Origin of the sequence: Nocardiopsis gilva YIM 90087 (genome assembly GCF_002263495.1) — a bacterium.
In the GTDB taxonomy this organism is placed as follows: Bacteria; Actinomycetota; Actinomycetes; order Streptosporangiales; family Streptosporangiaceae; genus Nocardiopsis_C; species Nocardiopsis_C gilva.
The window spans coordinates 5,894,729-5,917,740 of the sequence record NZ_CP022753.1; the positions used below are offsets into that span (position 1 = coordinate 5,894,729).

At 70.4% G+C, this 23,012-nt stretch carries 23 protein-coding genes; 5 read left to right on the top strand and 18 right to left on the bottom strand.

Annotated features, from left to right (window positions below; genetic code table 11):
- The 12 genes from CDO52_RS25765 to dacB all read right to left on the bottom strand — a co-directional run bounded on the left by CDO52_RS25765 (position 1) and on the right by dacB (position 12,068).
- Positions 1-594 (bottom strand): PH domain-containing protein, encoded by a 594-nt coding sequence (locus tag CDO52_RS25765; protein WP_232524327.1) that lies wholly within the window; start codon positions 592-594, stop codon positions 1-3.
- A gap of 1,074 nt (positions 595-1,668) precedes the next feature.
- Positions 1,669-2,181, bottom strand: a complete 513-nt coding sequence (locus tag CDO52_RS25770; protein WP_017618540.1) for a DUF3180 domain-containing protein — start codon at positions 2,179-2,181, stop codon at positions 1,669-1,671.
- A gap of 8 nt (positions 2,182-2,189) precedes the next feature.
- Positions 2,190-2,723, bottom strand: a complete 534-nt coding sequence (folK, locus tag CDO52_RS25775) for a 2-amino-4-hydroxy-6-hydroxymethyldihydropteridine diphosphokinase (RefSeq protein WP_017618539.1) — start codon at positions 2,721-2,723, stop codon at positions 2,190-2,192.
- The gene (gene folB, locus CDO52_RS25780) at positions 2,720-3,100 is read right to left on the bottom strand and encodes a dihydroneopterin aldolase (protein ID WP_017618538.1); all 381 of its coding nucleotides are present in this window, start codon (positions 3,098-3,100) and stop codon (positions 2,720-2,722) included. Before folB ends, folK begins: the two co-directional genes overlap by 4 nt.
- Complete coding sequence (locus CDO52_RS25785; RefSeq protein WP_017618537.1) at positions 3,097-3,543, bottom strand: nuclear transport factor 2 family protein; 447 nt, start codon at positions 3,541-3,543, stop codon at positions 3,097-3,099. The genes folB and CDO52_RS25785 overlap by 4 nt, the downstream gene beginning before the upstream one ends.
- Entirely contained in the window at positions 3,540-4,445 is a 906-nt protein-coding gene (folP, locus tag CDO52_RS25790) for a dihydropteroate synthase (protein ID WP_017618536.1), read from the bottom strand. The genes CDO52_RS25785 and folP overlap by 4 nt, the downstream gene beginning before the upstream one ends.
- A gap of 100 nt (positions 4,446-4,545) precedes the next feature.
- On the bottom strand, positions 4,546-5,166 hold the full coding sequence (gene folE / locus CDO52_RS25795; protein WP_017618535.1) for a GTP cyclohydrolase I FolE: 621 nt from the start codon (positions 5,164-5,166) through the stop codon (positions 4,546-4,548).
- The gene (gene ftsH, locus CDO52_RS25800; RefSeq protein ID WP_083919847.1) at positions 5,163-7,250 is read right to left on the bottom strand and encodes an ATP-dependent zinc metalloprotease FtsH; all 2,088 of its coding nucleotides are present in this window, start codon (positions 7,248-7,250) and stop codon (positions 5,163-5,165) included. Before ftsH ends, folE begins: the two co-directional genes overlap by 4 nt.
- Positions 7,251-7,652: 402 nt before the next feature.
- Positions 7,653-8,207 carry a hypoxanthine phosphoribosyltransferase gene (gene hpt, locus CDO52_RS25805; protein WP_026125774.1) on the bottom strand — a complete coding sequence of 185 codons (555 nt, stop codon included), beginning with the start codon at positions 8,205-8,207 and terminating at the stop codon, positions 7,653-7,655.
- A gap of 189 nt (positions 8,208-8,396) precedes the next feature.
- Positions 8,397-9,398 (bottom strand): tRNA lysidine(34) synthetase TilS, encoded by a 1,002-nt coding sequence (gene tilS, locus CDO52_RS25810; RefSeq protein WP_094932763.1) that lies wholly within the window; start codon positions 9,396-9,398, stop codon positions 8,397-8,399.
- The gene (locus CDO52_RS25815; protein WP_083919845.1) at positions 9,395-10,546 is read right to left on the bottom strand and encodes a zinc-dependent metalloprotease; all 1,152 of its coding nucleotides are present in this window, start codon (positions 10,544-10,546) and stop codon (positions 9,395-9,397) included. Before CDO52_RS25815 ends, tilS begins: the two co-directional genes overlap by 4 nt.
- Positions 10,547-10,685: 139 nt before the next feature.
- Positions 10,686-12,068: a D-alanyl-D-alanine carboxypeptidase/D-alanyl-D-alanine endopeptidase gene (dacB, locus tag CDO52_RS25820; protein WP_232524328.1), complete on the bottom strand. Its 1,383-nt coding sequence runs from the start codon at positions 12,066-12,068 to the stop codon at positions 10,686-10,688.
- Between the two features lie 57 nt (positions 12,069-12,125).
- On the opposite strand from dacB, the gene CDO52_RS25825 reads away from it, so the two are divergent.
- Positions 12,126-12,641, top strand: a complete 516-nt coding sequence (locus CDO52_RS25825; protein ID WP_017618529.1) for an inorganic diphosphatase — start codon at positions 12,126-12,128, stop codon at positions 12,639-12,641.
- A gap of 140 nt (positions 12,642-12,781) precedes the next feature.
- Here CDO52_RS25825 and CDO52_RS25830 read toward each other — a convergent pair whose 3' ends face one another.
- Both CDO52_RS25830 and CDO52_RS25835 read right to left on the bottom strand, forming a co-directional pair.
- On the bottom strand, positions 12,782-13,435 hold the full coding sequence (locus tag CDO52_RS25830) for an RNA polymerase sigma factor (protein ID WP_026125771.1): 654 nt from the start codon (positions 13,433-13,435) through the stop codon (positions 12,782-12,784).
- Positions 13,436-13,608: 173 nt separating this feature from the next.
- Complete coding sequence (locus tag CDO52_RS25835) at positions 13,609-14,262, bottom strand: hypothetical protein (RefSeq protein ID WP_017618527.1); 654 nt, start codon at positions 14,260-14,262, stop codon at positions 13,609-13,611.
- 729 nt (positions 14,263-14,991) lie between these two features.
- Here CDO52_RS25835 and CDO52_RS25840 point away from each other — a divergent pair.
- Positions 14,992-15,609, top strand: a complete 618-nt coding sequence (locus CDO52_RS25840) for a hypothetical protein (protein ID WP_152471604.1) — start codon at positions 14,992-14,994, stop codon at positions 15,607-15,609.
- A 25-nt stretch (positions 15,610-15,634) separates the two neighbouring features.
- On the opposite strand, the gene CDO52_RS25845 is transcribed toward CDO52_RS25840, so the two are convergent.
- Both CDO52_RS25845 and CDO52_RS25850 read right to left on the bottom strand, forming a co-directional pair.
- Complete coding sequence (locus CDO52_RS25845) at positions 15,635-16,006, bottom strand: hypothetical protein (RefSeq protein WP_017618525.1); 372 nt, start codon at positions 16,004-16,006, stop codon at positions 15,635-15,637.
- A 100-nt stretch (positions 16,007-16,106) separates the two neighbouring features.
- Entirely contained in the window at positions 16,107-16,340 is a 234-nt protein-coding gene (locus CDO52_RS25850) for a hypothetical protein (protein WP_017618524.1), read from the bottom strand.
- Between the two features lie 252 nt (positions 16,341-16,592).
- On the opposite strand from CDO52_RS25850, the gene CDO52_RS25855 reads away from it, so the two are divergent.
- Positions 16,593-17,438: an exonuclease domain-containing protein gene (locus CDO52_RS25855; protein ID WP_017618523.1), complete on the top strand. Its 846-nt coding sequence runs from the start codon at positions 16,593-16,595 to the stop codon at positions 17,436-17,438.
- A gap of 288 nt (positions 17,439-17,726) precedes the next feature.
- Complete coding sequence (locus CDO52_RS25860) at positions 17,727-19,556, top strand: BCCT family transporter (RefSeq protein WP_017618522.1); 1,830 nt, start codon at positions 17,727-17,729, stop codon at positions 19,554-19,556.
- Positions 19,557-19,619: 63 nt separating this feature from the next.
- Here CDO52_RS25860 and CDO52_RS25865 read toward each other — a convergent pair whose 3' ends face one another.
- On the bottom strand, positions 19,620-20,840 hold the full coding sequence (locus CDO52_RS25865) for a carbohydrate kinase family protein (RefSeq protein ID WP_232524329.1): 1,221 nt from the start codon (positions 20,838-20,840) through the stop codon (positions 19,620-19,622).
- A 97-nt stretch (positions 20,841-20,937) separates the two neighbouring features.
- On the opposite strand from CDO52_RS25865, the gene CDO52_RS25870 reads away from it, so the two are divergent.
- Positions 20,938-22,320: a 6-phospho-beta-glucosidase gene (locus tag CDO52_RS25870; RefSeq protein ID WP_094932766.1), complete on the top strand. Its 1,383-nt coding sequence runs from the start codon at positions 20,938-20,940 to the stop codon at positions 22,318-22,320.
- A gap of 58 nt (positions 22,321-22,378) precedes the next feature.
- Here the strand turns inward: CDO52_RS25870 and CDO52_RS25875 are convergent, their stop codons facing one another.
- On the bottom strand, positions 22,379-22,741 hold the full coding sequence (locus tag CDO52_RS25875; protein WP_017618518.1) for a helix-turn-helix domain-containing protein: 363 nt from the start codon (positions 22,739-22,741) through the stop codon (positions 22,379-22,381).
- Positions 22,742-23,012: the final 271 nt, after the last annotated feature.

Consider the following 23,012-nt stretch of genomic DNA (forward strand, 5'->3'; position numbering starts at 1 on the left):
TCACAGCCCCGTGGAGAAGGTCTCGCTGCGCGCGGCCAGGCGATCGCGCAGCTCGACGGCGTCGGCCAGGCGGATACCGGGGATTCGCGTGTCGGCGGTGGTGGCCGCGGTGCGCACCTGCAATGTCGCGATTCCAAGAGCTTGCTCCAGCAGGTTGGAGGTGACATCCACGACCTGCATACGGCCGTAGGGAACGACCACCAGCTGGCGCACGACGACGCCATAGGTCAGATAGAAGTCCGTGCGTCCTTCCGCGTATCCCCAGGAGCGGCGTGCCGGTTCGGCCGCCGCCCACCCGACAGCAATGCCCAGTCCGCACAGGAGCAGCCAGGCGATGGTCCAGCCCCATCCCGACCACGCCCAGATCAGCGCTCCGCCGAGGACGGCCCCGGGCAGCAGCACGGCGAGCAGGATCAGCCTCCGGTACCAGGCCAGCACCGGCGCGACGCGGTTCCACGACGCTCCGTCGGGAGCGGCGAACGCCGCATCGACCGCCGACGGCGCGGCCCCTGGCGCGGACGCGCCCTCGGCCGCCTCTGGACCTGCCGAGGCTGCTTCATCCTCCGCGGCACCCGTGGGCCCGGCTCCGTTCACGGAGGAAGAGGGCGGACCGTCGGCCGACGCCCCGTCGGCCTCCGGCGACAGCGGGACATCAGCCCCGGGTGCCGCGAATCTCGGCGCACCGCCATCGGGCTCCGGGGAGCCCCCGGAGCCCGCGTTGCCATCGGATTGCTGTGACGTCGCATCAGACGCGGCAAACTCCACGATTCCAGTCAATCATCCCCGCGCCAGTCCGAAGGGACATGCCGCTTTCGTCCCATTACCGTCGCGCGAAAGCCGGGCGGTACGCCGACGATCGGCTCATACCCCGTTCCCGGCTGATCATGGGGCCGGGCCGGGGGCGGGGTCTGCTGGGTCTGCCCGGTCCGCTCCTCCGGTGTTCTTGGGTGAAAAGCGGCACCAACGAGGGCGGGGGGCGCCGGTCGTCGCGGGGGATGCGGCCGGGCGGGGCAGCGGCGGCGGCCCGCACCCCGGCCTCTTCCCTGGTGGAGGAACGAAGGCGGCAGCGGCGAAGGCTGGGGGGTGGGCGGCGCCGCCGGTCGGCTCCCGGGCGGGGCCATGCGGGCGGCCCGGAACCCGGCTTCCGGGCCGCCGGGCGCCGGGTATGACCGGTTTGCCATAACTTCCCCGCGATGATCATGAGGAATAGTCCGACACATGGGACGCGATGGGTGGCTTTTCCCATGATCATCGCCAGGAGGGGGCCTGCGGGGGGGGAGTGCTCCCGCATCGCGGAAGCGGCTTCACGTCCAGCGGAAACGCGGCCTTCCGGCCCGCCCCCACTGCCGTTTCACCACCGCACCCACCCCTCTCTCCGTTGATCTCGGCGATATCGACCGAATACTCGCCGGTATTCGGTCGATATCGCCGAGATCAACGGAAGGACAGGACGGAGAGCGCTTTCGCGCTGCCCGGCGCCGGGCCCGTCCCGCCTGCGAGCCGACAGGGGCGCCCGAGCCCCCACCGCCCTCGGTGCCGCTTTTCACCCGAGAACGCCGTACAGGGCGACCGCCGACAAGGCCGCCCAGCAGACCCAGGCTCCGCAGCCCGCCCCGCCGCGCGATGATCACGGAAAAGCGGCCAGCGTCTCATCAACCTCGACTCAGGTCACGCCGGCGGGCGGGCCGGATCGCCTGAGTTGCCGGAATCGTCGCCTTCATCGGGGACGCGGCAGGCATACTCCAGCAGCAGCGCCACTGCCAGCAGCACCACGCCCGCGAGCATCGTCCCGAAGGCCGTCGTGGCATCGGCGCGCGGTGTCGGGACGGAGAGGCGGTCCAGCAGGGACAGCGCCATTCCGCCGAACACGCCGATCGCCAGGGACGCGATCACCACGCTGGCCTTGGCCAGGGCCACCAGCCGCGCCGCGCTCAGCGGGTCGACCGGCTCGGTCCCCGGAAGGTGGCGGATGCGGCGGCGCGTGTGCCAGGCGGCGATGCCCTCGGCCACGGCGAGCAGGAGCAGTGTGGGGATGGCCGTCCAGGGCAGGATCGGGAGCGCGTCATAGGACGCGTCGACCACCACGTAGGAGAGGGCGGCGCTGACGAGGATGATCCCGAGTGGCACCTGCCACCCGGTCGGACGCATCCCACGGCCGTCCTCGTGCGTCTTGTCGTCCATGGGCTCAGCTACTCCGGCGGTCGCAGGGCGAGATCGGATCGACGCCACAGTTCCTGGTCGGCGACCTTGCCGAGCAGGTCGCGCACGGTACCGCGGCCTACGACAACGGCATCGGGATCGATGTCGGACCACGGCCGCAGCACGAAGGCGCGCTCGTGCGCCCGCGGGTGCGGCAGGGTGAGCACGGGGTCGTCGCTGGTCTCGGCATCGAAGTCGAGGATGTCGATGTCCAGCGTCCGCGGCCCCCACCGCACCGCGCGCACCCGGTAGAACTCCTGCTCCACCCCCTGGGTGAGCTCCAGCAGGGCGCGGGGACGCAGCGAGCAGTCGGCGGCGACCACCGCGTTGAGGTAGGCGCCCTGCTCGGGGCCGCCCACGGGCGCGGTCTCGTACACCGGCGAGATCGCCACGATGCGCAGGGAGGGGTCGCGGGACAGGGTGTCGACCGCTCCCTGCAGGGTGGCCATCCGGTCGCCGAGGTTGCTCCCCAGCGCCAGCACGACCCGCCGCGCCGACGCCGGGGACCCTGCGCCCCCACTCATGTGCGTCTCCGCAGGATCGTGACCGTCACGTCGTCGAACTTGTGCGGAATCGGCGCGTCCGGCTTGTGCACGGTGATCTCGACCTCCCGCACCGGCGACTCCTCCAGGCAGACCGCCGCCAGCCGCTCGGCCAGGGTCTCGATGAGGTTCACCGGTTCCCCGGTGATCACATCGACCAGGCGGCCGCTGAGCACGCCGTAGTGCACCGTGTCAGCGACGTCGTCACTGCGCGCCGCCACACGGGTGTCCACCCCGAGAACGACGTCGACCACGAAGTCCTGGCCCTCGCGCCGCTCCTCAGGGAACACGCCGTGGTAGCCGTGGGCGCGCAGCCCCCGCACGGCGATCCGGTCCAGCCGATCCAGCCCTCCGGTCACTCGTGGTCCTCTTCCCCGTCCTCCTCGTCCATCAGCACCGGCGAGGCGTGGTGCGACCACAGCCGCCAGCCGTGCTCGGTGTTGACGAACATGTTGGTGGTCACCACCTGGCCGCCCGCGACGAAGCCGGGGCTGTCGTCCTCGGCGGTGAGCACGTTCTCCTCACAGGTGACCATCGCGACCTCGCCGCTCACCCCGATGTGGGTGTCGGTCAGGACGTACTGGATGTAGGGGACGTTGGCCATGATCAGCGACCAGGCGCGCATGATCTCCGCACGGCCGCGCAGCAGCGGCCAGCCCGGGTTCACGCAGACCAGGTCGGGGGCCTCGTCCTCCTCCGCCCAGACCCGGCGCATCAGGTCGATGTCACCGTTCTCGATGGCTCCGTAGAACTGCGCGTTGGCCTCCGCCACGCGCTCCATGACCTCGTGGCGGGACCTCACAGGCCGCCCCGGCCGATGACGTCGGCCCGGCCTTCGTCAAGATCGGCGCCCCCGCTGCGCCAGGCCGCCGCGACGCGCACCGCGTCGGCGTTGGGCCGGACGTCGTGCACGCGGACGCACCAGGCACCCCGATCGGCCGCCAGGGTTGTGAGCGCCACCGTTGCGGCGTCACACCCGGTGGCGGGCCGGCCGGTGCCTTCGGCGTCGCTCAGCAGACGCCCGAGAAAGCGCTTTCGGGAACCCGCGATCAGCAGAGGCCTCCCCATGTCGTGAAACGTGTCCATGGCGCTCAAGAGCGCCCAGTTGTGACTGCGATCGGGCCGCTTGGCGAAGCCCAGCCCGGGATCGAGGATGATCTGGTCGGGGTCGACCCCCTCATCGACCATGGCCTCCATGCGCTGCCTCAGCTCATTGTGGACTTCTCGGACGACGTCGTCGTACATGGCGCGGTTCTGCATGTCGTGACTATGCCCGCGCCAGTGCATCAGCACGTAGGCGACACCCGCCTTGGCGACCAGCCGTGCCATCGACGGGTCGGCGAGCCCGCCGCTGACGTCATTGACCAGGCGCGCCCCGGCCTCGACCGCGTACTCGGCGACCTCGGCGCGCATGGTGTCGATGCTGACGGCCACTCCCTGGCGGCTGAGCTCCCGCACCACCGGGCCCACGCGGCGCAACTCCTCGTCGCGCGAGATGCGCTGGGCGCCGGGGCGGGTGGACTCACCCCCGACATCGACGATGTCGGCGCCCTCCTCGGCCAGCCAGAGTCCGTGCTCGATCGCTCTCTTGGGATCGAAGTAGGCGCCACCGTCGGAGAAGGAGTCCGGGGTGACGTTGACGACCCCCATGACCAGGCAGCGCCCCTGTTCGGGCAACCCGGGAAGCTTGTACGTCGACGCCATGCCCACACCCTATGAGACACAAGACGCACGACGGCGCCCGTAGCGACTCATTAGCGCTACGGGCGCCGTCGGAAGGTACGACTCGTCCGCTTCGTCGAGCTCAGCTGTGCCCGATGATGAGGCTCATGGCCTCGGCGCGGGTGCGGTCGCGCTTGGCGAACACGCCCCGAACCGCCGAGGTGACCGTCTTGGCGCCGGGCTTGCGCACCCCGCGCATGGTCATGCACAGGTGCTCGGCCTCGATCACCACGATCACGCCGCGCGGATCGAGGTACTCCATCAGCGCGTCGGCGATCTCGGTGGTCAGCCGCTCCTGCACCTGCGGGCGCCGGGCGTAGACGTCCACCAGCCGGGCCAGCTTGGACAGGCCGGTGATCTGGCCCTTGGTGTTCGGGATGTAGCCGATGTGGGCACTGCCGTGGAACGGCACCAGGTGGTGCTCGCAGGTCGAGTACATCTCGATGTCCTTGACCAGCACCATCTCGTCGTGGCCGGCCTCGAAGACCGTGGTCAGGACGTCCTCGGGCCGCTGGCTGAGGCCGGCGAACTGCTCCTGGTAGGCCCGGGCGACACGCGCCGGCGTGTCGAGCAGGCCGTCGCGGTCCGGATCCTCGCCGATGGCGAGGAGGATCTCCCGGACGGCCTTCTCGATCCTGGGCTGGTCGACACCCGCGGCGGGCGCTTCCGTCGTGAAGATGTCGCCCCCGGCGTCGGTACTCACGCCTGCTCCCCTGATTCGGGGTCACCGCCGGAACCCGCGGACTCCGGCGTACCGTTGACGCGGCGGGACGTGTCGGCTTCGGCACCGCCCTTCCACGACTCGCCGCTGCCGCTCCAGGAGGCCTGGCCGTTCCCGGAGGCCACCTGCTCGACGTCCTGCGGCCCCGTGAGCGTGAGCTCCTTGGGCGTCAGCACCGGCGGCTGCTTGGAGGGCTGCCGCTTGCCGTAGCCGGTGAAGGACCCCCGCGACGGGCGCTTCTTCACCGGGGCGAAGATCTCCAGGACCTCCTCCTTGGAGAGGGTCTCCTTCTCCAGCAGGTGCAGCACGAGGTCGTCGAGGACCGCGCGGTTCTCGACCAGGACCTCCCACGCCTCGTCGTGCGCGGCCTCGATGAGACGGCGCACCTCCTCGTCGATGAGGGAGGCGATCTCCTCGGAGTACTCGCGGGCGTGCGACATCTCGCGGCCCAGGAACGGCTCGGTGCTGGCCGAACCGAACTTGCGCGCGCCGAGCCGCTCGCTCATGCCGTACTCGGTGACCATGTTGCGGGCCACGCTGGTGGCCTTGTCGATGTCGTTGGCCGCACCGGTGGTGGGCTCGTGGAAGACGAGCTCCTCGGCGGCGCGCCCGCCCAGCATCATCGCGAGCTGGTCCATCATCTGCGAGCGCGAGGTGAGGAACTTGTCCTCCATCGGCACCGACATCGTGTACCCCAGCGCGCGGCCGCGCGGCAGGATGGTGATCTTGTGCACCGGGTCGGAGTTGGGCAGCGCGTGTCCGACGAGCGCGTGGCCGCCCTCGTGGTAGGCGATGACCTTCTTCTCGGCGTCCGACATGACCCGGGTCTTGCGCTCCGGACCGGCCATGACGCGGTCGATGGCCTCCTCCAGGGTGGCCATGTCGATCTCGGTGCGTCCGGCGCGGGCCGTCAGCAGCGCGCCCTCGTTGACGACGTTGTTGAGGTCGGCACCGGTCATGCCGGAGGTGCGCCGGGCGATGACGGCGAAGTCGACGTCGCTCGCGATCGGCTTGCCCTTGGCGTGGACCTCCAGGATGCCCTTGCGGCCCTCCATGTCGGGCCGGTCGACGACGATCTGCCGGTCGAAGCGGCCCGGGCGCAGCAGCGCGGGGTCAAGAATGTCGGGGCGGTTGGTGGCAGCGATCAGGATCACGCCGCCCTTGACGTCGAAGCCGTCCATCTCGACGAGCATCTGGTTGAGCGTCTGCTCGCGCTCGTCGTGCCCGCCGCCCATGCCGGCGCCGCGGTGGCGGCCGACGGCGTCGATCTCGTCGACGAAGATGATCGCCGGGGCGTTGGCCTTGGCCTGCTCGAACAGGTCGCGCACACGCGAGGCGCCCACACCCACGAACATCTCGACGAAGTCGGAGCCGGAGATGGAGTAGAAGGGCACCCCGGCCTCGCCCGCGACGGCGCGCGCCAGCAGCGTCTTACCGGTACCGGGGGGACCGAAGAGCAGCACGCCCTTGGGGATCTTCGCGCCGATGGCCTGGAACTTGGCCGGGTTCTGCAGGAACTCCTTGATCTCCTGCAGCTCCTCGATGGCCTCGTCGGCACCCGCGACGTCGGAGAAGGTGTTCTTCGGGGTGTCCTTGGTGATCAGCTTGGCCTTGGACTTGCCGAAGTTCATCACCCGGGAGCCGCCACCCTGCATCTGGTTCATGACGAACAGGAAGATGGCGATGAGGATGATCAGCGGAAGGAAGCTGAAGAGCAAGGACACGAACATGCTGTCCTTGGGGACCTCGACGTCGTAGGACGTGAGGTTGTCCCCCTCCAGCTCCTGCTTCCGGAGGTCCTGTGCGAGCTCGTAGCCCTGACCCTCGACCCAGTAGGCTTCATACACCTTGTCGTCGGTGGTCGTCAGCTCGATCCGCTGGTCCTTGTCGATAATCTTCGCGTTGTCGACCTTGTCCTTGGAGATGAGATCGAACACCTTGGAGGTGTCGACCTTCTCCGGCTCCGGGCCGGACCCGAAATTCGTGAACTGGAAAAACGCAAAGAGCAAGAGGCCAATGGCCAGGATCCAAAGCCACGGCCCGCGGTACAAACGCTTGAGATTCATCTATACGGAACCCCGCTGGGTCCGTCCCTCCTGACCAGGCGGCCTGCCCCGAGAACCGCAGAGGCGCCGGACCAGGCGATCGGGTGGCGCGGGACGACGCGGCGGTGCGCCGCACCCGAGTTGCTCCACCGTCCTGCCGGAAGGCCTTCTGTGGCCGCCGGAAGCGGGACCTATCGGACACGTACTCCCGAATAATGATGCCGGGATAATCGACGGTACACCCCTGCCGTGAACGCACGCACTCGTGCGCCGAGGCATGCGTTCCGGTGAGCACCCGTCATGACGGCAACGCGTGATGGACACGATCTGTTCCCGGAGTCTGGCGTGGCCCCCTGCGCATGGACCGGACCGACCGTGCGGCGCGGGCGATCCGACCGTTCCGGCACCGCACGGTGCGCACGTTCAGTCCTGGTAGACGTGAGGCGCCAGGGTGCCGATGAACGGCAGGTTCCGGTACTTCTCCGCGTAGTCCAGACCGTAGCCGATGATGAACTCGTTGGGCAGGTCGAACCCGATGTACTTGACGTCGAGGTCGACGCTGAAGGCCAGCGGCTTGCGCACCATCGTGCAGATCTCCACGGAGGCCGGACCCCGCGACTTGAGGTTGCCGACCAGCCAGGACAGCGTGAGGCCGGAGTCGATGACGTCCTCGACGATCAGGACGTTGCGGTCCTTGATGTCGGCGTCGAGGTCCTTCAGGATCCGCACCACACCCGACGAGGTCGTCCCGGCACCGTACGACGACACCGCCATCCAGTCCGTCTCGGCGGGGTGGTGCAGCTCCCGGGCGAGGTCGGCCATTACCATCACGGCGCCCTTGAGGACACCGACGAGCAGCAGGTCCTTGCCGGCGTATGCGGCGTCGATCTCGGCGGCCATCTCGCGCAGCCGAGTCTTGATCTCCTCTTCGGTGACCAGGACCTTCTCGAGGTCCTCGCCCATGTCTTTCGCGTCCACGCTTAACTGTCCTCGCTGCTCCGTCGGACTTGGTGCGCCAACCAGGATAAAGGTGCAGAAGGTGCCACGAGGGCCATATACACCCCGGCGCGCCCACGTGCCCCCGTTTCCCCATCCCCACCTCCCTCCCCCGTTGATCTCGGAGATATCGACCGAATGACGGCCATTTTTCGGTCGATATCTCCGAGATCAGCGGAGGGGAGGGGTGACGAGGATCATCCCGTCGACCCGCCGCCCCCGCATTCCCCCGGGCAGATCGACGTGCGCCTGGCCACGCCACCCGGTGACCAGCCGGTCCAGTTCGGCCACATGACCGGCGGTCAGGGCACCGGCCGGGCACCCGGCCGCGATCGCGGCGCGGCGCAGCAGCCGGGTCCGCACGGCACGCGGCAGCTCGGCGAGCGCGGCGGCGTCGAGCCCGCCGTCCGCCCGCCGGACGCCACGCTCGGCCTCCTCCGTCCACGCCTCCAGCGCGTCGGCGTCGTCCCGCAGCAGGTCGGCGCTGCGCGCCAGCGCCTTGGCGATACCCGGGCCGAGGGCCTTCTCCAGCACCGGCAGCGCCTCGACGCGCACGCGGGAGCGCGCGTAGGCGGGATCGGTGTTGTGCGGGTCCTCCCACGCCGCCAGATCCATCAGCTCGCAGGCCGCACGCACGGTGGCGCGGTCGAGGCCCAGGAAGGGGCGCAGGTAGCCGCCGGTGCGCGGGGACATCCCGGCCAGGGAGCGCGCGCCGGAGCCGCGGGCGAGCCGGAGCAGCACGGTCTCGGCCTGGTCGTCGCTGGTGTGCCCGAGCAGGACGGCGGCGGCGCGGTGGCGCTCGGCGGCGGCGTCGAGCGCGGCGTAGCGGGCGGTGCGCGCGGCGCCCTCGGGACCGCCCTCGTGCCCGACGTCGACGCTCACCTGCTCGACCGGGTCGAACCCGAGCCCGCGCAGGGTGGCGGCGACCGCGGCGGCGCGCTCGGCCGACCCCTCCTGCAGCCCGTGGTCCACGGTGACCCCGCCGGCCCGCAGCCCGATGCGCGGCGCGACGAACGCGGCCGCCCCGGCCAGGGCGAGGGAGTCGGCCCCGCCGCTGCACGCGACGAGGACGAGGTCACCGGCCCGCGGCCCGCCGGGCTCGGTCAGGGCCCGTCGCACGGCACGCCGGGCGGTGGCGATGGCGGGCGGCGGCTGGGGCGGGCGGTGGGTCACTCCTCGCCTGTGCTTTCCCCGTTCTCGCCCGACCGCTCCGATGGCGCCACCTGGCCGTTACCCTCGGGCGCGACCGGCAGTTCGCCGGCGCGCACGACGCGGTTGATCCACAGCTCCGGCGCGCGGATCTCCTTCATCGTCGGCAAGGTCTCGGGCGACTCCCACACGCGGTTGAAGTCGGCCATGCCCACCTGCGTGACGACGGTACGGACGAACGCCGCGCCCTCTTCGTACTGCTTCATCTTGAGGTCGAGGCCGAGCAGCTGACGGATGATCTTGTCGATCCGGTTGGCGCCCTCGCGACGGCGCTGGAAGCGGCGGCGGATCCGCGCGACGGAGGGGACGACCTCGGGGCCGACCGCGTCCATCACGTAGTCGCCGTGCCCCTCGGCGAGGGTCATGACGGCGGTGATCCGATCCAGGATCTCGCTCTGCTCCTCACTCTGGAACACCTCGATGAGGTTGCCCTCGCCACCGCGGACGACCTCGGCGACGGCCTCGCCCGCGGCGCGCAGCCGGTCGAGGAACTCCGCGGCGTCCACGTTGGAGGCGAGCAGCAGCTCCTGCATCTGCTTCTGCACGTACTCGCGCAGCCAGGGCGTGGAGGTGAACTGCGTCCGGTGGGTCTCCTCGTGCAGGCAGACCCAGAGCCGGAAGTCGCGCGGGTCGACGTCGAGCTCGCGCTCGGTGTGCACGATGTTGGGGGCCACCAGGGTGAGGCGGCCGGTGGGTGCGGTGCCGTCGGGGTCCGGCGGCAGGAAAAGCTCGTACTGGCCGAGGACACGCCCGGCGAGGTAGGAGAGCACGGCACCGAGTTGGACGCCGGTGACCCGGGACCCCACGGCCGAGGTGATGGAGGTGGCCGTGTTGTTGCCCAGCTTCTCGGCGCCGAGGCGGTCGAGCATGGGTTCCAGCACGACGCGGAACCCCTCGACGTTGGCCTTGATCCAGCCGGGACGGTCCACGATGACCGCTGGTCCTGCCGGTTCAAGGGGCTGCATTCCGGTGAATTCGCGCACGTGGCCCTGGGCGGTGACGGACAGCTCGCGCAGTTGCGCCACCGCTTGGCGGGCATCGGCGAGGTCCACTTGGGGGCCGGGGCGCACGAGGCGGATTCCGGTGTTGACGGCTACGTCCCAGTCGATCAGACTCACGCTCTCACCGTACCCATTGGTATGCCACCGAAGGCGAGTCGCGCCTGGATTTCCGGGTTTCCTCAGGGCTCCCCCCGAGGGGGTGCTCGGCCGACGCCCCCGGTCGACGGGCCGCGTGGCCTGCGCCCCTGCCCTAGGAGCAGCCGCACTCCGCGATCGCCGCGGCGAAGGTGTCCAGGGTGCTGCCCGCGGCAGCGTCGCCGTTGGCGATGAAGGCGAAGAGCAGCAGGCGGCCGTCGCGGTCGTGGACGGTGCCGGACAGCGCGCTGACGCCGTTGAGCGTCCCCGTCTTGCCGCGGACCAGCCCGGCACCGGCCGCGGCTCCGCTGTCAGCGGTGTAGCGGGGGCCGAGCGATCCGGTGGAATGTGCCGTGGGCAGACCGGTGATCGCTGGGCGGAGGCCGGGGTTCTCCGGGTCCGAGGCGATCGCCACCAGTTTCACCAGGGCCTTGGGGCTGATCCTGTTGTTGCGGGTCAACCCGCTGCCGTCCGCCACGTGCACGCCGGACACGCCGAGGTCGGACAGCACCTGCCCCACTCCCGTCGAGGCCCCGGCGAACGAGGCTTCCTCTCCCCGGGCCAAGGCGACCTGACGGGCCAGGGCCTCGGCGATGTTGTTGTCGCTCTCCAGCATCATCTTCTCGACCAGCGCGGCGAGGGGCGGGGAGTCGACAGAGGCGATGGGGTCGGCGCCGTGGGGGGCCTTGGCCGGGGCGGGTTTCCCCTCGACCCGGACCCCGGCCTCGCGCAGCTGTCGGGCGAACTTGTCGGCGGCGACACGCGGCGGGTCGTCGTAGCGATCGCCGTACTTCCGCTCCTTGTGTTTCCGGCCGCCGTCGACCATCAGGGCGGTGACCTTGGCGACGTTGCCGTCCCAGATGTAGCTGGGCTTCCAGTCGGGGCCCTCCAGGGGTCCGGCGTAAAGCGAGCTGTCGTAGCCGAGCCGCACGCTGTCGACGCCCGCGCGCTCCAGCGCCGCAGCGGTGTGGTCGGCCAGTTCCTCCAGGCTCGCCATCTGCGGGTAGTCGCCGGTGGCGTTGCTCTCGGTCAGCGTGGGGTCGCCCGCGCCGACGAGGACGATCCGGTCGCCGTCGCGGACGGCATCGGTCCGCAGGCGCTTGTCGGGGCCCAGCTCGTGGAGTGCGGAGACCGCGGTGACGATCTTGGTGGTCGACGCGGGAATTCTCGACGTGACGGCGTCCTTCTCGAAGACAACGGTCCCACTCGACGCATCCGTGACATAAGCGGAGAGTCCGTCACTCAGTCCGGAGTCCGACATGCGATCATCGAGCTTGTCCGCGAGCCGGTCAGGGTCGATCGGGGCGGCGTCCGATGGTGCCGAAGCCGGTGCGCCCTCGGCGAGGGCGACAGGGTAAGGCATGGTCGCCGATGGCCGGGACTTGAGCACATCCGCCGCTACAACACCTGCCACCAGCACGAATATGTTGAGCATGGCCAAGGCAAGGAGAGCTCGGGCCCGTACCTGCCGCACCCCGGCACCGCCTTCCTTCGGCATCGTGAGAAAACCTGCACTGACGTAACGACACTAGTCGTAAGGGAAGCCGAGAACAGCATGGAATTCGACGTCACTATCGAGATCCCCAAGGGCGAGCGTAATAAGTATGAGATGGATCACGAAACCGGCCGGATTCGCCTGGACCGGATGCTGTTCACCTCGACCAGCTACCCGGCCGACTACGGATTCATCGAGGGCACGCTGGGTGACGACGGCGACCCGCTGGACGCCCTCGTTGTGCTGAAGCAGCCGACGTTCCCGGGCTGCATGATCCGCTGCCGTGCCGTCGGCATGTTCCGCATGACCGACGAGGCGGGCGGCGACGACAAGATCCTGTGCGTGCCGGCCACGGACCCGCGCATGGAGCACCTCCGTGACATTCACCACGTGAACGAGTTCGAGCGCCTGGAGATCGAGCACTTCTTCCAGGTCTACAAGGACCTGGAGCCCGGCAAGTCCGTCGAGGGCTCCACGTGGGTCGGCCGCCACGAGGCCGAGCAGGAGGTCCTGGCCTCGGCGAAGCGCGCTGAGGCGTCGGGTGACCACGGGGACCGCTCGCACATCAAGGAGTAGTCCTCCGGCAGGGCGGATCTCCAACGAGCGCGACTGCCGATCGCGGCCCGGTGCCTCGACGGTCACCGGGCCGCGGCATGTTCGCGCCACCTGTGCGCGCGGGCTCGGTCGGCGCGTCGCGGGCGGCCGTCCGATCCGCGTCAGCCCGACATCGTCACGATGGGGTCGATCGGCCATGGCATCGGGGCCGGGGTGGTCCGCACGCAGACGTAGACCACCAGCACCAGGATGAGCAGCGCACAGGCGGCAAGAATGAGCCCCGGAACCAGTCGGGAGGACAGGGCGTCCGGGCGTTTCGTGGAGGGCGGAAGCGGGAATCCGCACCGGTCGAATGCGTTGGCGCGTTCGGCGATGTGCGCGCGGTAACCGGAAAGGTCCGGACCGGTAACACCGCTGAGTACGCGCAACCGCAGACATGGCGGCCGATGGCAGAGTGGGGATTCACCGGTGAACTGCTCGGCGTATTCCCCGCTGATAGGCGCCGCCATCTGGTTGGTTGGCGCTGCAAGTGCGGTCGCACTTGCACGTGCAGCAACCGGATGCCGTGCGCATTCCGCTCGGGCTATCGCGATCAGCCATTCTCGCAGCCGCGCCGAATCGGAAAGCCGATCGATGTGCGCCCTGGCCACGATGAACGTGTCACGCAGAACTGTGTGTGCCATGTCGGTGTCACGGAGCGACACCCAGCATTCGCGGTAAAGCTCCTCACCGTAGGCGTCATAGAGCCGAGCGTAGGCGTCCGACGGTTGAATCCTGTTGGATCGCAGGGCGTGGACAAGGTCCTGGTCCGTCATATTCCTAGAATCTAGGCCTCTCTTCGCGGGCCGGTAACCGCCTTTGCCAAAATTCGTAGCGTTTCACGACCTTTACCACGAATCCGACCGCGGGACCACGCACTGGTGTAAAAACGTCGGCGCACGCGCAAGCGGTGCAGGTCCCCACGTACCCGCCGGTGACCATCACACGCTCAGCGCCGGGTGGACAGGTCGATCCGAGCGGCGATCTCCTCGACCTGCTCGGCGGTGAGGACGGCGGGCCGCTGCCGGATGTAGGCCACGGCCCCGCGCGGTCGGGCGATGACGCCGCGTCCCGCGCGCATCACCGCTTCGGGCAGGCGGCCGCCGACCGTGATGACGGGCACCAGGGGGACGGTGGTCAACGCGCTCAGCCGCAGTGCGTCCTCCAACCGCACGGCGTGTCGGGACAACCGCTCCACCACGCGCCCGGCCGGAACCCCGCCGATCAGCCATCCCCGCGGCGCCCGCGCCACCGCGTGCCGCCAGGTCCGCGTCTCCAGCAGGAATACGCCGCCCGGTCCCACCGCCACATGCCGCGACATGCCATCGGGCAGGATCCGGTATCCGGCCCGCTCCAGCGAGCGCAGCAGCCGCCCGCGCCCATAGGGGGCGGGGAGCCGGGAGGCGTCCCGACCGAGCAGCGGATACGTGACCGCGGTGAGGACGGCCACCAGCAGCCCGGCCCGCCAGTGGATGAAGCCCGTGGCCATGGTCCCGGCGGCGAGCACGACCATGGCGCGCACCGCGAGCCGCATCAGGCGCGCCTCGGGCAGGGCGGTGGATCTCCCGGTACTCCCGGGGCGGATCGGACCGCCGTCCCCCACTGGCCACCTCCGACGACCGTCCGTTCACCGGTGTCTGTCGCGCGAGCAGGCCCGACCGGCTGTTTCGGCTGGGCGAAAACGCATCCCCGAACCTACGCTGATGGCGCGCGCCGCCTAAGCGCACCCGCCGCTCCGGGGAGAAATCCAAGGTCAGAACCGCGCCGCACAGGGATCGCGGGAGCAGACCGCAAACGGCGCTATCGGTGGTCCCGCTACCGATGATCACGGTGAGGGACCCGGTTCTATCCGGTTTGCCGGGAGAATCCCCATGATCACCGCCGGGTGGGGGTCGTCCGTGGAGGGTGGACGCGGAGGAGAGGCGAAACGGGGCGATCGTTGCCCTGGTGACGCATCCGACATCCCGATATCGGCGAACCGCTTGACACCATGACCTGCGAATTGGTCTCCTTGCTCACATGTATCCGCGCACCCACCTGGTTCGACAGGTCGAGGCTCGTCTGGCCCGCACGGCCGTTCGCCGTGCGCCCGGTGCGCTGTGTTCGTGTCCTTCGTGTTGTCGCTGACCAACGGCAGCTGACAGCAAACGGGGCCATCTGAGCGCCCCTACTCGCGACGCACGCGAGTGCCGTCCCGTGCCCCGCCGATTCACCGCAGGTGAATACAGGCGAGGAGCCACCCGACGCGCTCGGCGCGCTCCACCTCGCCGCTCTCCGCGTTTCCGCCGCCAGACCCGGGTCCGGCGGCCACTCCACGAAGGACCACACACCGGTGTCGTACAGCGTTCCCGTCTCCGTTCCCACCCGTCCGCGCAGGAATGATCACCTGACGCCGACCGCTCCCGCGCACACTCCGCTCCCCGCCGACCGCCCCGCCGTCTCCACCGCCGATGAGGTGCCCCCGGGCAACGACATCGACGGCATCGGGGACATCGTGCTCGCCGGGCGGCCGTCCGGCTACGCGCACTTGGCCGCCCGCCCGATCGCGACGGCTGGACGTCTGGTGGCGGCGGCGCGCGCGGCGGCGTCGGCTCTGGCGCTCGCGCCGTCATCGCTCTCGCGCCGCTTCCGGCGCCACCGCGGCCACTGGTACATCGCCCCGCGCCCCGTCCGCCGTGCCGTGGACCGCGGTCTGCGGGTGGAGGTCGCCGCCCTGGCCCCGGGCGAGGCCGCCGAGCTCCCCGAACGCCGCCACCGCCCGGCGACCCGCCGCGGCGTGGCGCTCCACCTCGTCTACGGCGACGCGCACCTGATCACGCCCGAGGACGACGGCGATCCGGTCATCCGCCCCTTCGCCGCCGGGTCCACCCGGCTCCTGGGCACGGGCAACGGACACCGCCTGGTCAACACCGGCGCCGGACCGGCGTTGGCGGTTCGCGTCCTCGTCTGAGCCGGCGCGGGAGCCACCGCGGCGGTCAGCCCTGCCCCGGGGCGGTGGTGGCGCGCAGGGCGTCGTCGACCGCCTCGATGGAGCGGAGCAGCGCCGCCGTGCGCTGCCCTTCGGACCGGTAGGCGTTCATCACCTGGTCGATGGCGTGTGGGGGAAGGAGCTCGCGCAGGTCGACGCGGGCGGTGCGGTACCCCTGGCGCGCTCCTTCGAGGGTCGCGGCGACATGCCGCCGGGCCAGCCGCGAGAGGGCCACCGGGTGGCGGCGCAGTACCCCGTGCAGCCGGTAGTCGGCCGGGACGTGATCGAACAGCCACACGACCGCCGTCTGCTCGAAGGACTCCGATCCAGGCGGGTGCACGCTCGCCGGCCAGTCCGCGGACAACTGCTGGTCGGTCATACCTCCACCCTACCCGACCTGCGAACATCTGTTCGATTCGCGGTACGGGACCTGGGACGTCCGCCCTCGTGCCGACGCACCGCAGGGCGCGACGCCGCGCCTACTCGGTCGTCGGCGCGCCGGTGTCCTGCCCCTCCTGATCGTGCCGGGCCTGCTGCGCCTGCCGCTGTTCGACCTCGACCCGGATCGCGTACTCGGCCGCGTCAACCGCGGCGCGGGCGGTGATCGCGCTGGTGTGCGCCCGGTCCAGTTCGTCCAGCGCGATGCAGTCGAACGCCACCCGGGCGTCGTGGATGGCCGCCTCCAGCTGGCGCCCCGCCTCCTCCAGGCTCATGTTCTCCCCTTCCCTAGGCGGGTCCGGACAGACGCGCCCGGTGTGCCTCCTGAGGCCACCGATGCGCGCTTCTTCACGCGTTACTGGTGCTTACCCGTGCAGGCGGGGGCCCATGTCTCACGCCGCCTCAACGAATTGCCGGTAGGCCGTCGCACCCCCCGACTAGGATTGCCGTGATCCGCCCGGTACAAGGGCGATCGGGCGGCCTCGCGCGGGGGCCGCGACCGCGATTCGGCACACACGGAGAGACACATGCGCAACCGCTATCCGGGAACCTGCACCACCTGCGGTACCGGTGTCGCCGCGGGGGACGGCGTCGTCCTCAAGGAGGGCGGGCGGTGGCGCACCTACTGCGCCGAGCACGAGCCCCGCCCCACTCCGCCGCCGCGCGGCGACCACCTGGGCTGGCACACCGGCGACCTCGCCGGATACGACTGCGAGACCTCCTCGAACGACCCGCGTGCGGCGTTCCTCGTCTCCGCGGCGCTGATGCTGCCCTCCGGCGCCACCCGCACCTGGCTGGCCGACCCCGGCGACCGGGAGATTCCGCAGGACGCCATCGCCATCCACGGCATCACCAACGAGCGCGCGCGGGCCGAGGGCGCGCCCGCCGAGGAGGTGCTGGCGGAGATCGCCGAGTCCCTCGCCGAGCACCTGCTCGCCGGTCGCGGCCTGGTGATTTTCAACGCACCGTTCGACCTCGGCGTCCTCACCGGTGAGCTGCGCCGCCACGGGCTGAAGTCCCTGGCGGAGCGGCTGTCCGGGGAACCCTGCCCGATCATCGACCCGCTGGTCATCGACCGCGGCATCGACCCGTACCGGCGCGGGCCGCGCAACCTCGCGGCGATGTGCGCCTACTACGGCGTGGATCCGGGCGACGCCCACACGGCCCATGGCGATGCCGCCGCCTGTCTCGCCCTGGCCCGCGAGATCGGCGCGCGCCACCCGGATATCGCCGCGCTGAGCCTGACCGACCTGCACGCCCGGCAGGTCGAGTGGGCCGCCGCCTACGCGCGCAGCCGCCAGGAGTGGCTCGACCGCAGCAGGCCCGGCCACGGCCGGGTGATCGACGGCAGTTGGCCGTCAACGGCCGAGTAATCGCCCCCCACGAGGCACCACCGGCACCCCGTGTCACGCGTTTACTTTCCACCCCTTAGTCTGAAATGTGGACCGCCCGGAGCATCGCTCCGGGCGTAGCCGTGTGTCCGGAGTGTTCACAGCATTCCGCGAGCGCACACCGGGGTGATCCGCCCCCGCCTCGACCGAGGCACCCGAGCGCACCCGCTCCGCGCCGCCCCTCCCCCCTCGCGCGCCTGGCCGACGGACGCGTTCGGATGTAAGTCGACGAAAAGGAGGAGGCGCGCCGGAACGGGGCGTCGTTAGACAGTGGCGTTAGACAACGGAAATAACCCCCAATCCAACACTGACGAGATCAGCACCGCGGACCTGCTCTGGGAGCCCCCGGAGACCTCCAAGGCCGACCGCGCCCCCAAGACCGACCGCATCGTGTTCGGTGTCTCGGCGGTTCTCGCCCTCGCCTTCCTGGCCTGGGGCGTGATCGCGCGGGATTCGCTGAGCAAGCTGTCCGCGAGCGCGATGCAGGGCCTCATCCACAACGCCGGCTGGGGATTCGTGCTGGCGGCCTCCGGATTCGTGGTCTTCGCGCTGTGGCTGGCCTTCAGCAAGTACGGCAGCATCCGGCTGGGCCGCGACGACGAGGCGCCGGAGTTCAAGACCCTGTCCTGGATCGCCATGATGTTCGGCGCCGGGATGGGCATCGGCCTGGTCTTCTACGGCGTCAGCGAGCCGATCTCGCACTACCTCAACGCCCCTCCCGGAACCGAGCCCGTCTCGTTCTTCACCGGCGGGACGACGGAGGCCAAGGCCGCCGTGCAGGGCCAGGCCATCGAGCACTCCATGGCCACCACCCTGTTCCACTGGACGCTGCACCCGTGGTCCATCTACGCGGTCGTCGGCCTGGCCATCGCCTACGGCGCCTTCCGCCGCGGCCGCGGGCAGCTCATCAGCGCCGCGTTCACCCCGCTCATCGGTGAGCGGCACGCCAACGGGGCCGTCGGGCGCGTCATCGACATCTTCGCCCTGTTCGCGACGCTCTTCGGCACCGCGGCCTCACTCGGCATCGGCACCCTGCAGATCGCCGGCGGCCTCAAGGAGCTGGGCTGGGTCGACAACATCACCAACCCGGTGCTGATCGGCGTCATCGGCGTCCTGATGGTCTGCTTCCTGCTGTCGGCCGTCTCGGGTGTGGCCAAGGGCATTCAGTGGCTGTCCAACACCAACCTGGTCCTGGCCTTCCTGCTGCTGTTCTTCCTGCTGTTCGCAGGGGCGACGGTCTTCATCTTCAACCTGTTCCCGACCGCCCTCGGCTCCTACATCAACGAGCTGTTCTCCATGTCGGCGCGGACCGCCGACGTCGGCGGCGACGCGACCGAGACGTGGCTGTCGGGCTGGACGATCTTCTACTGGGCGTGGTGGATCTCCTGGTCGCCGTTTGTCGGCATGTTCATCGCCCGCATCAGCCGCGGCCGGACCATCCGCCAGTTCATCGGCGGGGTCATCCTGGTGCCGAGCGCGCTGAGCCTGGTCTGGTTCTGTGTCATGGGCGGTTCGGCGCTCAGCATGGAGCAGAACGGCAACGGGGTCTCCGGGGCGGACGGCGCCGAAGGGCAGCTGTTCGCGCTGCTGGGCCAGTACCCGGCGCCCACGTTCATGATGCTGCTCACGATCGTGCTCATCGCGATCTTCTTCATCACCGGCGCCGACTCCGCGTCCATCGTCATGGGCACCATGTCGCAGCGCGGCGCGATCCGCCCGCAGCGCAAGGTCACGGTGTTCTGGGGCGTGATGATGGGGGGTGTCGCGGCCATCATGATGCTGATCGGCGGCAGCGACGCGCTCACCGGCCTGCAGAACCTCACGATCATCGTGGCGGCGCCGTTCACCATCATCATCGTGCTGATGTGCGTCGCGCTCGTCCGCGACCTGCAGCGCGACCCGGTGGTGCTGCGTTCGGCCAAGGGTGAGGAGGTCGTGGCGGCGGCCGTCATCGCCGGTGCGCAGGACCACGACGGGGACTTCCAGCTGGAGATCTCCTCCACCGACGACAGCGCCGAAGCGGCGGAGGAAACCGCCGACGAGGACGGTGGCTCCGCTCCGGACGACCAGGCCCCGGCCTACAGCTCGACGGGCGGCTGAGCCGGCACCCCTCGCTGGTCTCGGCGGCGTGGCCGCAGAGACCAGCGAGGGCGCCGCGTCCGGTCAGGGGCGCCGACCGATGGTCGCGCTCGCGCGCCGCTGATCGGTGGGCAGCCACCCGCGCGGCACCAGGTCCGCCAGGAAGCCGTAGTCCCGGGCCAGCTTCCGCTCGGCCTCGCTGTGCGCGGCGTTCACGCGCACCCACCAGGCGGCGATGTCCGCCCAGCCCGGAGCCGACAGCGACCCCCCGGTGTGCTGCACCGACAGTGCCGCGGAGAGGTTCGCGAACCGCAGCCGCTGCTCCAGCGGCCACCCCGCCAGCGTCCCCACGATGAACGCCGAGCCGAACACGTCGCCGGCGCCGGTGGTGTCGATGGCCTCCAAGACCAGCCCTTCCACCTCGGCGCTCTCATTGGTCGCCTGATCGACGGCGTACGCGCCGCGCGGGCCGTCGGTCACCACCGCCACCGGCACGTACTCGGCCAGCGCCGCCAGCGCTGACGCCGGGCTTCCGGTGCGGGTGTAGGACATGGCCTCGATGGCGTTGGGCAGGAACGCGTGGCAGTGCTCCAGCTGCCGGAGGACCGAACCGCACCACGTCTGGCTGTCGTCCCAGCCGACGTCGGCGAAGATCTTGGCGCCGTGTGCGGCCTGGTCCACCGCCCACTGCGGCACCGAGTTCCCCGCCTCCAGGCTGACGAACGCCGCGCGCGCCCGCGGCAGGGCGCGCGCCATGTCCGCCAGCGGGATCGGCGAGGGGTGTTCGTGGGTGACCAGGCTCCGGTCGCCCCGGAAGGCGAGCGAGACCGTGAACGGCGAGTGCCAGTCGGAGATGCGGCGGGACGCCGTGAGGTCCACCTTCTCCTGGTCGGAGAGGATGTCCCAGGAGAAGTCGCCGTAGACGTCCTCGCCAAACGCGGCGGCCACCGCGGTGCGCAGGCCCAGCCGCGACGCGGCCACGGCGAGGTTGGCCACTCCGCCGGGGCAGGAGCCCATGCCGTCGGCCGCCACCTCGGTGCCGGAGGCGGGCGGCGCGGCCAGCCCGGTGAGGACGATGTCGAAGAAGACGGTGCCGCTGAGGGCCAGGTCGATAGCGGGGCTGTCGGGCTCCCGCTCGCCCGCGAGAACGTCGTGCCGCTCACCGACCAGGGGCGCGGATTCCAACCGTCCGTAGGCCGTCGCAGACACCGCCTCCTGCCGCTCCTCCTCGTGCTCCCGCGTCGCCATGCCGGTTTCCTCGCCCTGTTCGATGCCGTTAGTTGTGCAGGGTACGCAGGTGGTCAACACCCCGCACCTCTACCGTTGATCTCGGAGATATTGGGGTAAAAATCGACGCTGAAACCCCAATATCCCCGAGATCAACGGGGAAAAGGAGACGAGCGTGCGGTTGACGATCCTCGGCGGGGGCGGGTTCCGTGTGCCGCTGGTGTACCGGGCGCTGCTCGCCGACGCTACGCGCGGCAGCGGCGTCATCTCCGAGCTGGTGCTGTTCGACACCGACGAGCGGCGGCTGCGCGCGATCGGCGCCGTTCTGGAGCGGCAGCGCGACGCGCACCGCGCGGCCGGCGGAGCCCCTGCGCCGGCCATCCGCGCCGAGACCGATGCGGTGGCGGCGCTGCGCGGCACGGACCTGGTCTTCTCCGCCATCCGCGTGGGCGGCATGCCGGGCCGGGTACGTGACGAGCGCGTCGCGCTGGCGGCCGGCGTCATCGGCCAGGAGACCGTCGGTGCGGGAGGCATCAGCTACGGGCTGCGCACGCTTCCGGTGGCCCTGCGGTTCGCCCGGACGATCGCCGAGGAGGCCCCGGACGCCTGGGTGGCCAACTTCACCAACCCGGCCGGGCTGGTCACCGAGGCCATGGCCGAGGTGCTGGGCGACCGCGTCGTCGGGATCTGCGACTCGCCCGTCGGCCTGGCCCGGCGCGCGGCACGGACGCTGGGCCTGGACCCCGCCGATACGCACGCCGACTATGTCGGCCTGAACCACCTGGGCTGGCTGCGCGGACTGTGGGCGGGCGGCCGCGACCGGCTCCCGGAGCTGCTGGCCGACGACGCCGCGCTCACCTCGTTCGAGGAGGGGCGGCTGTTCGGCGCGGACTGGCTGCGTGCCCTGGGCTGCCTGCCCAACGAGTACCTGCACTACTACTACATGGCGCGGGAGGCGCACGCCGCGACCGCCCGGACGCTCGCCCACGGCGGGCAGACCCGCGGCGAGCAACTCGTGGCGCAGCAGGAGGCCTTCTACCGCGCGGCCGCCGCCGATCCCCAGGACGCGTTGACGCTGTGGGAGGCGGCCCGCAGGGAGCGGGAGGAGACCTACATGGCCGACAACCGCCGCGCGGCCGGGGACGTGCAGCGGGACGAGGAGGACCTCGACGGCGGCGGGTACGAGCGGGTGGCGCTGGCGGTGATGCGGGCGGTCGCCCGCGACGAGCCGACGCGGTTGATCGTCGATGTCCGCAACCGCGGCGCCCTCTCCGAGTTGGACGCCGACGCGGTGGCGGAGGTGCCCTGCCTGGTCGACGCGAGCGGAGCGCGCCCACTGGCCGCCGCTCCGCTGACCGGCCACCAGTCCGCGCTGGTCCAGGCGGTCAAAGCGGTCGACCGAGAGGTGATCGAGGCGGTCCGCACGGGGTCGCGCACCCCGGCCCTGCGCGCCTTCGCCACCCATCCCCTCGTGGACTCGGTGCACACCGCACGCACCCTGCTCGACGGGTACATGGAGGCGTTCCCCGAGTTGGCGAAGGTGCTGGTGCGGCCGTAGGCGCGCGACCGGTCGGCGTGCCGGGGATCCCCGGCACGCCGACCGCCCCGCTCACCGCCTATTTTCGTTTCCAGCCCCGATCGGACCCGCGCGGCGCGGGTACGGCGCTGCGGCGGTCGAGATAGTCGAGGATCGCGCTCATGGCGACGCGCCGACAGCGGCGGATCCGAACGGACGCCAGCTCCCCGCGGGTGATGAGTTCGTAGACGGTGCGGCGGGAGACATTGAGCTCGCGGGCGGTGTCATCGACCGTGAGCAGCCACTGCGACCCCTTGTCCTCGCTGTACACGTAGACCGGGGCATTCCTGCCCGGACCGAAGAAGTGGTAGCTGCGGCCGTCGACGCGCACGACACCGAAATAGGGCTTCTCGGCTTTGGCGCCGCGGCTTCCCTCGGGGTGACCCTGAATGCTATCGTTCAAGGCGAACGCTCCTGTTCTGCAGATTTTCTCGGCTGAATTCTCTGACGCAACGGATCGTTCTGCGCCCCGACTGCGACTGGTGTTGGCGCACCGGAAATCACGTCGGGGCCTTTTTCTGTGTGACTGCGATCCTACTAAGCAACTTAGATATCGTCCGCGCGATACCAGGATTCCCTCAAAATCGCCCATAAAGCGGCAGATCTACCTCGCCTGCGATGGGGAGGGCCATCCGCGGGCCAGTGGCCGACCGCCTCGCGATGTCGGAGGATTC

Excerpts from the sequence above, each read along its gene's own strand:
- CDO52_RS25845 (WP_017618525.1), bottom strand. The coding sequence starts at position 16,006 with ATGACCGACCAGCAGTTGTCCGCGGACTGGCCGGCGAGCGTGCACCCG.
- folP (WP_017618536.1), bottom strand. The coding sequence starts at position 4,445 with ATGGCGTCGACGTACAAGCTTCCCGGGTTGCCCGAACAGGGGCGCTGC.
- dacB (WP_232524328.1), bottom strand. The coding sequence starts at position 12,068 with ATGCCGAAGGAAGGCGGTGCCGGGGTGCGGCAGGTACGGGCCCGAGCT.
- CDO52_RS25830 (WP_026125771.1), bottom strand. The coding sequence starts at position 13,435 with ATGACGGACCAGGACCTTGTCCACGCCCTGCGATCCAACAGGATTCAA.
- folK (WP_017618539.1), bottom strand. The coding sequence starts at position 2,723 with ATGAGTGGGGGCGCAGGGTCCCCGGCGTCGGCGCGGCGGGTCGTGCTG.
- CDO52_RS25855 (WP_017618523.1), top strand. The coding sequence starts at position 16,593 with ATGCGCAACCGCTATCCGGGAACCTGCACCACCTGCGGTACCGGTGTC.
- ftsH (WP_083919847.1), bottom strand. The coding sequence starts at position 7,250 with ATGAATCTCAAGCGTTTGTACCGCGGGCCGTGGCTTTGGATCCTGGCC.
- CDO52_RS25850 (WP_017618524.1), bottom strand. The coding sequence starts at position 16,340 with ATGAGCCTGGAGGAGGCGGGGCGCCAGCTGGAGGCGGCCATCCACGAC.
- CDO52_RS25825 (WP_017618529.1), top strand. The coding sequence starts at position 12,126 with ATGGAATTCGACGTCACTATCGAGATCCCCAAGGGCGAGCGTAATAAG.
- CDO52_RS25770 (WP_017618540.1), bottom strand. The coding sequence starts at position 2,181 with ATGGACGACAAGACGCACGAGGACGGCCGTGGGATGCGTCCGACCGGG.